The 7,003-nt window shown below is 65.9% G+C and carries 5 protein-coding genes; all 5 read right to left on the bottom strand.

Features of this window, described 5'->3' with window-relative positions; genetic code table 11:
* Positions 1–146: 146 nt before the first annotated feature.
* The 5 genes from ACFW16_RS05600 to tig all read right to left on the bottom strand — a co-directional run bounded on the left by ACFW16_RS05600 (position 147) and on the right by tig (position 6,967).
* Positions 147–440, bottom strand: a complete 294-nt coding sequence (locus ACFW16_RS05600) for an HU family DNA-binding protein (RefSeq protein WP_225764712.1) — start codon at positions 438–440, stop codon at positions 147–149.
* A 207-nt stretch (positions 441–647) separates the two neighbouring features.
* Positions 648–3,053 (bottom strand): endopeptidase La, encoded by a 2,406-nt coding sequence (gene lon, locus ACFW16_RS05595; RefSeq protein WP_380302680.1) that lies wholly within the window; start codon positions 3,051–3,053, stop codon positions 648–650.
* A gap of 271 nt (positions 3,054–3,324) precedes the next feature.
* Positions 3,325–4,590 (bottom strand): ATP-dependent Clp protease ATP-binding subunit ClpX, encoded by a 1,266-nt coding sequence (clpX, locus tag ACFW16_RS05590; protein ID WP_380302678.1) that lies wholly within the window; start codon positions 4,588–4,590, stop codon positions 3,325–3,327.
* Positions 4,591–4,797: 207 nt separating this feature from the next.
* Entirely contained in the window at positions 4,798–5,418 is a 621-nt protein-coding gene (gene clpP, locus ACFW16_RS05585) for an ATP-dependent Clp endopeptidase proteolytic subunit ClpP (RefSeq protein ID WP_380302676.1), read from the bottom strand.
* A gap of 85 nt (positions 5,419–5,503) precedes the next feature.
* Positions 5,504–6,967, bottom strand: coding sequence for a trigger factor (gene tig / locus ACFW16_RS05580; protein ID WP_380302674.1), 1,464 nt, complete (start codon positions 6,965–6,967; stop codon positions 5,504–5,506).
* Between the last annotated feature and the right edge of the window lie 36 nt (positions 6,968–7,003).

The following is a 7,003-nucleotide window of genomic DNA, read 5'->3' as shown; positions in this document are numbered from 1 at the left end:
TATATTAGACTGTTTAAAACCTTTTGCTCTCCCGCCTGAGTTTCGCGCCGGGGGGCCCCCGGGGCGGCTTTGCGGGGGGGCCGGCAATTGACGCGGCCGGTCGGCCCAAGGCGCCGACCGGCCGGTTCGGTCACAAGCGCGGAGGCTTACTTCTTCTTGCCGCCAGCGCCGTTGACGGCATCCTTCAGACCCTTGCCGGCCTTGAACTTGACCTGCTTGGAGGCGGCGATCTTGATGGTCTCGCCGGTCCGCGGATTGCGGCCCTCGGACGCGGCACGCGCCGCAACGCCGAAGGTGCCGAACCCAACGAGGCGGACTTCCCCCCCCTTCGTCAACGTCTTGGTGACGCCGTCGATGAAGCTGTCGATGGCGTTGCCAGCATCGGCACGCGACAGACCGGTGCTTTCCGCGACGTGTGCGACGAGATCGTTCTTGTTCACGTGTCGGCCTCCTTTAGGCTCTGTGTTGGTCGTTCCGGCGGGTTCGCCGGATACAGGCTAGGTACTCTCCAAACCGACAACCGTTCGATGCGCCTTTTCCCGACACCGAAACGTCACGAACTGTAAGCGTATCGCGGAAACACGGTCAATCGTCGGCGGCCCTGAAACACATGGAATTCTGCCGAGTTCCAAGGCCGCCGCAATCATTCAGTGGCGGATCACCGCTTCGTCGTCGCCATCAGCGGCGACGGGGGCGATGTCGTCCACATCCGTATCCTTCCATTCGATCGGCTCCAGAGGACGCACCAGGGCGTTCTTCAGAACCTCCTCGACACTGGCAGTCGGCAGGATTGCCAGGGCCTTCTTCACCGAATCCGGAATATCCGCAAGGTCTTTTTCATTGTCCTTCGGAATAATCACCGTCTTGATGCCGGCCCGCACCGCCGCCAGCAGCTTTTCCTTCAGCCCGCCGATCGGCAGCACGCGCCCGCGCAGGGTGACCTCACCGGTCATCGCCACGTCGCGGCGGACCGGGTTTCCGGTCAGCGCCGAGACGATGGCCGTGACCATGGCGACACCGGCCGACGGCCCGTCCTTCGGGGTCGCCCCCTCCGGCACGTGGACATGGATGTCGCGCTTGCCGAACAGCGTCGGCTTGATGCCGAAGGACACGGCACGGGCCTTGGCGAAGCTTTCCGCCGCCTGCACCGATTCCTTCATCACGTCGCCGAGCTTGCCGGTCGCCACCACGCGGCCGCGGCCGGGGACCGGCACGGCCTCGATCGACAGGATCTCGCCGCCGACCTCGGTCCAGGCCAGGCCGGTGACGACGCCGACCATGTCCTCGAGTTCCGCCTCGCCGTAGCGGAACTTGCGCACGCCGGCATATTTGTCGAGATCCTCCGGCTTGACGACGATCTTCTTGACGTCGGTCGACAGGATCTCGCGCACCGCCTTGCGCGCCAGGCCCGCGATCTCGCGCTCCAGGCTGCGGACGCCCGCCTCCCGGGTGTAGTAGCGAATCAGGTCGCGCAGCGCCTCGTCGGTCAGCGTCCACTCGCCCTTCTTCAGGCCGTTGGCCTCGGCCTGCTTCTGGATCAGGTGGCGCTTGGCGATCTCGATCTTCTCATCCTCGGTGTAGCCGGGGATGCGGATGATCTCCATGCGGTCCATCAGCGGCTGCGGCATGCGCAGGCTGTTGGCCGTGCAGATGAACATCACGTCCGACAGGTCGTAATCGACCTCGAGGTAGTGGTCGTTGAAGGTCGCGTTCTGCTCCGGATCCAGCACCTCGAGCAAGGCCGAGGACGGGTCGCCGCGATAGTCGGCGCCCAGCTTGTCGATCTCGTCGAGCAGGAACAGCGGGTTCGACGACTTGGCCTTCTTCATGCCCTGGATGACCTTGCCGGGCATCGAGCCGATATAGGTCCGCCGGTGGCCGCGGATCTCCGCCTCGTCGCGGACACCGCCCAGCGACATGCGCACGAAGTTGCGGCCGGTGGCCTTGGCGATCGACTTGCCCAGCGAGGTCTTGCCGACGCCCGGCGGGCCCACGAGGCACAGGATCGAGCCGCGGATCTTGTTGGTCCGCTGCTGCACGGCCAAGTACTCCAGCACGCGCTCCTTGACCTTCTCCAGGCCGTAATGGTCGTCGTTCAGCACCTGCTCGGCGTGCAGCAGGTCCTTCTTGATCCGGGTCCGCTGCTTCCACGGAATCGACAGCATCCAGTCGAGGTAGTTGCGGACCACCGTGGCCTCGGCCGACATCGGGCTCATCGACCGCAGCTTCTTCAGCTCGGCCATGGCCTTGTCGCGGGCCTCCTTGGTCAGCTTGACCTTGTTGATCCGCTCCTCGAGCTCCGCCGCCTCGTCGCGGCCGTCCTCGCCCTCGCCGAGCTCCTTCTGGATCGCCTTCAGCTGCTCGTTCAGGTAGTACTCGCGCTGGGTCTTCTCCATCTGCCGCTTGACGCGGCTGCGGATGCGCTTCTCCACCTGGAGGACGCCGATCTCGCCCTCCATGAAGCCGTAGACCTTCTCCAGCCGCTCGGTGATCGAGGCGATCTCGAGAATCTGCTGCTTCTCGGGGATCTTCAGCGACAGATGGGCGGCGATGGTGTCGGCCAGCTTGGCGCCGTCCTCGATCTGGTTGACCGAGACCAGCACCTCCGGCGGGATCTTCTTGTTGAGCTTGATGTACTGCTCGAACTGGGCGACCGCGGCGCGGCCCAGCGCCTCGACCTCCTGCGGGTCGGCGGTGACCTCCTCGAGCGGCTCGACCTGGGCCTGGAAGAATTCGGGGTTGTCGGCGTAGCGCACGATGCGGGCGCGCTTGACGCCCTCGACCAGCACCTTGACGGTCCCGTCCGGCAGCTTCAGCAGCTGCAGCACCGTCCCGATCGTGCCGACGTCGAAGATCTCCTCCGGCGACGGGTCGTCCTGCGAGGCGTTGCGCTGGGTGACCAGGAGGATCTGCTTGTCCTCCTTCATCACGTCCTCGAGCGCACGGACTGATTTCTCGCGGCCGACGAACAAGGGCACGATCATGTGCGGGAAGACCACGATGTCCCTCAGAGGCAACACCGGGTACAGCGTGTCTTTGTTCAGGTTCAACATGCGTTCTGCCTTACTGGGGTGGGCAGCGGCCCGAGGAGCGGCGCCGCGCCGGCGCCGGACGAAGGGGACCCGGCGCGCCCAATAGACGTGGCGATGACCGGAGGCCGTTCAAGGGACGGGAATGCTGCAGCCCTCATGATCAGGTCACAAGAACCCAATCGGCCGATCCTGGCAAGCCAAAGGCGGCGGCCTGCGGCAATTACGAAACGAAACAGCCGATGTCGCGAGACATCGGCTGTCAGGTCGGTCAGGAACGATCGCTAGCCCGTTCTCAGGCGCCGGGAGCGCGGTCCTGCTGTTTCTCGGCGTAGATCAGGAGCGGCTTGGCGCGGCCGTCGACCACCTCGCGGTTGACCACGATCTCGACCACGCCGTTCATGCTCGGCAGGTCGTACATCGGCTCGAGCAGGATGCTCTCCATGATCGAGCGCAGGCCGCGCGCTCCGGTCTTGCGCTGGATCGCCCGGTTGGCGATGCCCTTCAGGGCATCGTCGGTCAGCGACAGATGCACGTCCTCCATCTCGAACAGGCGCTGGTACTGCTTCACCAGCGCGTTCTTCGGCTTGGACAGGATCTCGATCAGCGCGTCCGAGTCGAGGTCCTCGAGCGTCGCCACCACCGGCAGGCGGCCGACGAATTCGGGGATCAGGCCGAACTTCAGCAGATCCTCGGGCTCGACCTCGCTGAAGATCTCGCCGGTCGTCCGCTCGTCCGGCCCGCGCACGTCGGCGCCGAAGCCGAGCGAGCTGCCGCGGCCGCGCTGGGAGATGATCTTCTCCAGCCCGGAGAAGGCGCCGCCGCAGATGAACAGGATGTTGGTGGTGTCGACCTGCAGGAACTCCTGCTGCGGGTGCTTGCGCCCGCCCTGGGGCGGCACCGACGCGATGGTGCCTTCCATGATCTTCAGCAGGGCCTGCTGCACGCCCTCGCCCGAGACGTCGCGGGTGATCGAGGGGTTGTCCGACTTGCGGCTGATCTTGTCGACCTCGTCGATGTAGACGATGCCGCGCTGCGCCCGCTCGACATTGTAGTCGGCGGCCTGCAGCAGCTTGAGGATGATGTTCTCGACATCCTCGCCGACATAGCCCGCCTCGGTCAGCGTCGTGGCGTCGGCCATGGTGAAGGGGACGTCGAGGATGCGGGCCAGGGTCTGGGCCAGGAGCGTCTTGCCGCAGCCGGTCGGCCCGATCAGCAGGATATTCGACTTCGCGAGCTCGACCTCGCCGTTCTTCTGCCCGTGCGCCAGCCGCTTGTAGTGGTTGTGCACGGCGACCGAGAGCACCTTCTTCGCGTGCTCCTGGCCGATCACGTAGTCATCGAGAACCTTGCGGATGTCCTTCGGCGTCGGGACCCCGTCGCGGTTCTTGACCAGCGTGGTCTTGTTCTCCTCGCGGATGATGTCGGTGCACAGCTCGACGCACTCGTCGCAGATGAACACAGTCGGGCCCGCAATGAGCTTGCGAACCTCGTGCTGGCTCTTGCCGCAGAACGAGCAGTAGAGCGTGTTCTTCGAGTCACCGCCTGCGGTCTTACCCATCACTGCCTCACTTCCGCATCCGCGATACCGATCCGCGTGCCCCCCGCCGCGGGGAAACGAACTCGCGGGCCGGGATGCGGCTGCCTCCAGATGGCGGCGTCTCCACCCTGCAACAAGGTCGTCCCGGTGCAAGGCAGATCCGCATCATCACGAATCAAGATAGCGCCCTTCGGCCCGGATCGGTAGGGCCGCGGGCAAAGAGATCGATTATTCGGCAACGGTCGGACGCCGCTCGACGACCTCGTCGACGATGCCGAAGCCCTTGGCTTCATCGGCCGACATGAACTTGTCGCGATCCATCGAGCGCTCGATCTCCTCGAGGCTCTGGCCGGTGTGCTTGACATAGACCTCGTTCAGCCGCTGGCGCAGCTTCAGGATCTCGCGCGCCTGGATCTCGATGTCCGAAGCCTGGCCGCGGGCGCCGCCGGAGGGCTGGTGCACCATGATGCGGCTGTTCGGCAGCGCGAAGCGCTTGCCCGGGGCGCCGGCCGCCAGCAGCAGCGAGCCCATCGACGCCGCCTGGCCGATGCAGACGGTCATGATCTGCGGCTGGATGTACTGCATGGTGTCGTAGATCGCCATGCCCGCCGTGATCACCCCGCCCGGCGAGTTGATGTAGAAGGCGATGTCCTTCTTCGGGTTCTCGGATTCGAGAAACAGCAGCTGGGCGCAGACGAGGCTGGCGAGCTCGTCGTAGATCGGCCCGGTCAGAAAGATGATCCGTTCCCGCAGGAGCCGGGAGTAGATGTCGGAAATTCGTTCGCCCCGGTTCGTCGTCTCAATGACGTAGGGGACGAGACTGTTCGTGCTCGGCTGATACGGAGGCATTCCGTTCCTCGAAGGCTCGCGCGGGCCGGCAGGGCGCCGCGGCTCACCCCTACATTAGGGGAGGTCCGCAGCGCCCTTCAACCGGTCAGGCGCCGGTGCCGGTGTCGGCGGCGTCAGTGTCGGCGGCCTTCGCGTCGGCGCCCTCGGTCTCGGCTGCGGCCTTGGACTTGGCCGCCTTGCCCTTGGCGGGCTTGGCGTCGGCCGGCTTGGCCTCGACCGCCTCGTCCTCGTCCGGGTCGCGCGCCAGCTCCTCCGGCGTCACGGTGGTGTCGTTGACCTTGATCTTGCCGAGGATGACGTCGACGACCTTCTCCTCGAACAGCGGGGCCCGCAGATTCTCGATCGCCTGCGGGTTCTTGCGGAAGAAGTCGACGACCTGCTGCTCCTGGCCCGGATAGCGGCGGGCCTCGGCGATCAGGGCGCGGTTCAGCTCTTCCTGCGACACCTCGACGTTCTCGGCGCGGCCGATCTCGGCGAACAGCAGGCCCAGGCGGACGCGGCGCTCGGCGATGCCGCGGTATTCGGCCTTCAGCTCGTCCTCCGGCTTGTTCTTGTCCGGATTGTCGTCGCCGCCGGTCTCGATCGACTGCTGCACCTGCTGCCAGATCTGGTCGAACTCGAGGTCGACCATGCCCTGCGGCACGGCGAAGTCGACCAGCTCGGCCAGCTTGTCGAGCAGCTTGCGCTTGGCGCGCAGGCGCGACACCCGGCCGAACTCCTGCTCGGTCTGGCCCTTGACCGCGTTGCGCAGGCCTTCGAGATCCTCGAAGCCCAGCTCCTTGGCGAAGTCCTCGTTCACCTCGGGCACCACGCCCTGCTCGATCGACTTGACGTCGACCTCGAACTTCGCCGGCTTGCCGGCATGCTCCGGGCTCGGATACTCCTCGGGGAAGCTCAGCGAGACGGTGACGTGCTCGCCCGGCTTCTTGCCGATCAGCTGCTCCTCGAAGCCCGGGATGAAGCGGTTCGAGCCGATCTCCAGGCGGAAGTCCTTGCCGGACATCTCCTCACTCGGCGCGGCGCCGTCGAGGCTGCCCTCGAAGTCGATGACGGCGACGTCGCCGGTCTCGACGCCGCGCTCCTCGGTCACCGGCTCGAACTTGCGGCGGGTCTCGGCGATCCGGGTCAGGCCGGCCGAGATCTGCTCCTCGGTCACCTCGGCGACCGGGCGGTCGATCTCGACGCTGTCGAAGGCCGGCGCGGTGATCTCCGGCAGCACCTCGACATCGACCTTGTACTCCAGGTCCTTGCCCTCGTCGAAGCTGGTCACCTCGACCTTCGGGCGCAGCGCCGGGCGCAGGTTGCGCTCCTCCAGCGCCTGACGGGTGCCCTCGTCGACGGCGCCTTCCAGGACCTCGCCCATGACCGACTTGCCGTAGCGCTGCTTCATCAGCGACACCGGCACCTTGCCGGGGCGGAAGCCCGGGAGCTTGACCCGGCCCGCGAGCTTGACGAGCTCCGTCTGGACGCGCTGTTCGATGTCGGCCGCCGGCACGACGATCTTGAACTCGTGCCGCAGACCCTCGGTGCTGGTTTCGATCACTTGCATCGGTCTTCAGGAATCCGTCGATGTGACAGGTCGGTC

The sequence above is a fragment of the Inquilinus sp. NPDC058860 genome, assembly GCF_042743185.1.
Lineage (GTDB): Bacteria > Pseudomonadota > Alphaproteobacteria > DSM-16000 > Inquilinaceae > Inquilinus.
The sequence above is the reverse complement of the archived record's forward strand: the minus strand, read 5'-3'. Positions and strand labels throughout refer to the sequence as shown.

What these genes read in the sequence shown, in the direction of transcription:
- clpX (WP_380302678.1), bottom strand. Translation starts at nt 4,590, where the DNA reads ATGGGTAAGACCGCAGGCGGTGACTCGAAGAACACGCTCTACTGCTCG.
- clpP (WP_380302676.1), bottom strand. Translation starts at nt 5,418, where the DNA reads ATGCCTCCGTATCAGCCGAGCACGAACAGTCTCGTCCCCTACGTCATT.
- lon (WP_380302680.1), bottom strand. Translation starts at nt 3,053, where the DNA reads ATGTTGAACCTGAACAAAGACACGCTGTACCCGGTGTTGCCTCTGAGG.
- tig (WP_380302674.1), bottom strand. Translation starts at nt 6,967, where the DNA reads ATGCAAGTGATCGAAACCAGCACCGAGGGTCTGCGGCACGAGTTCAAG.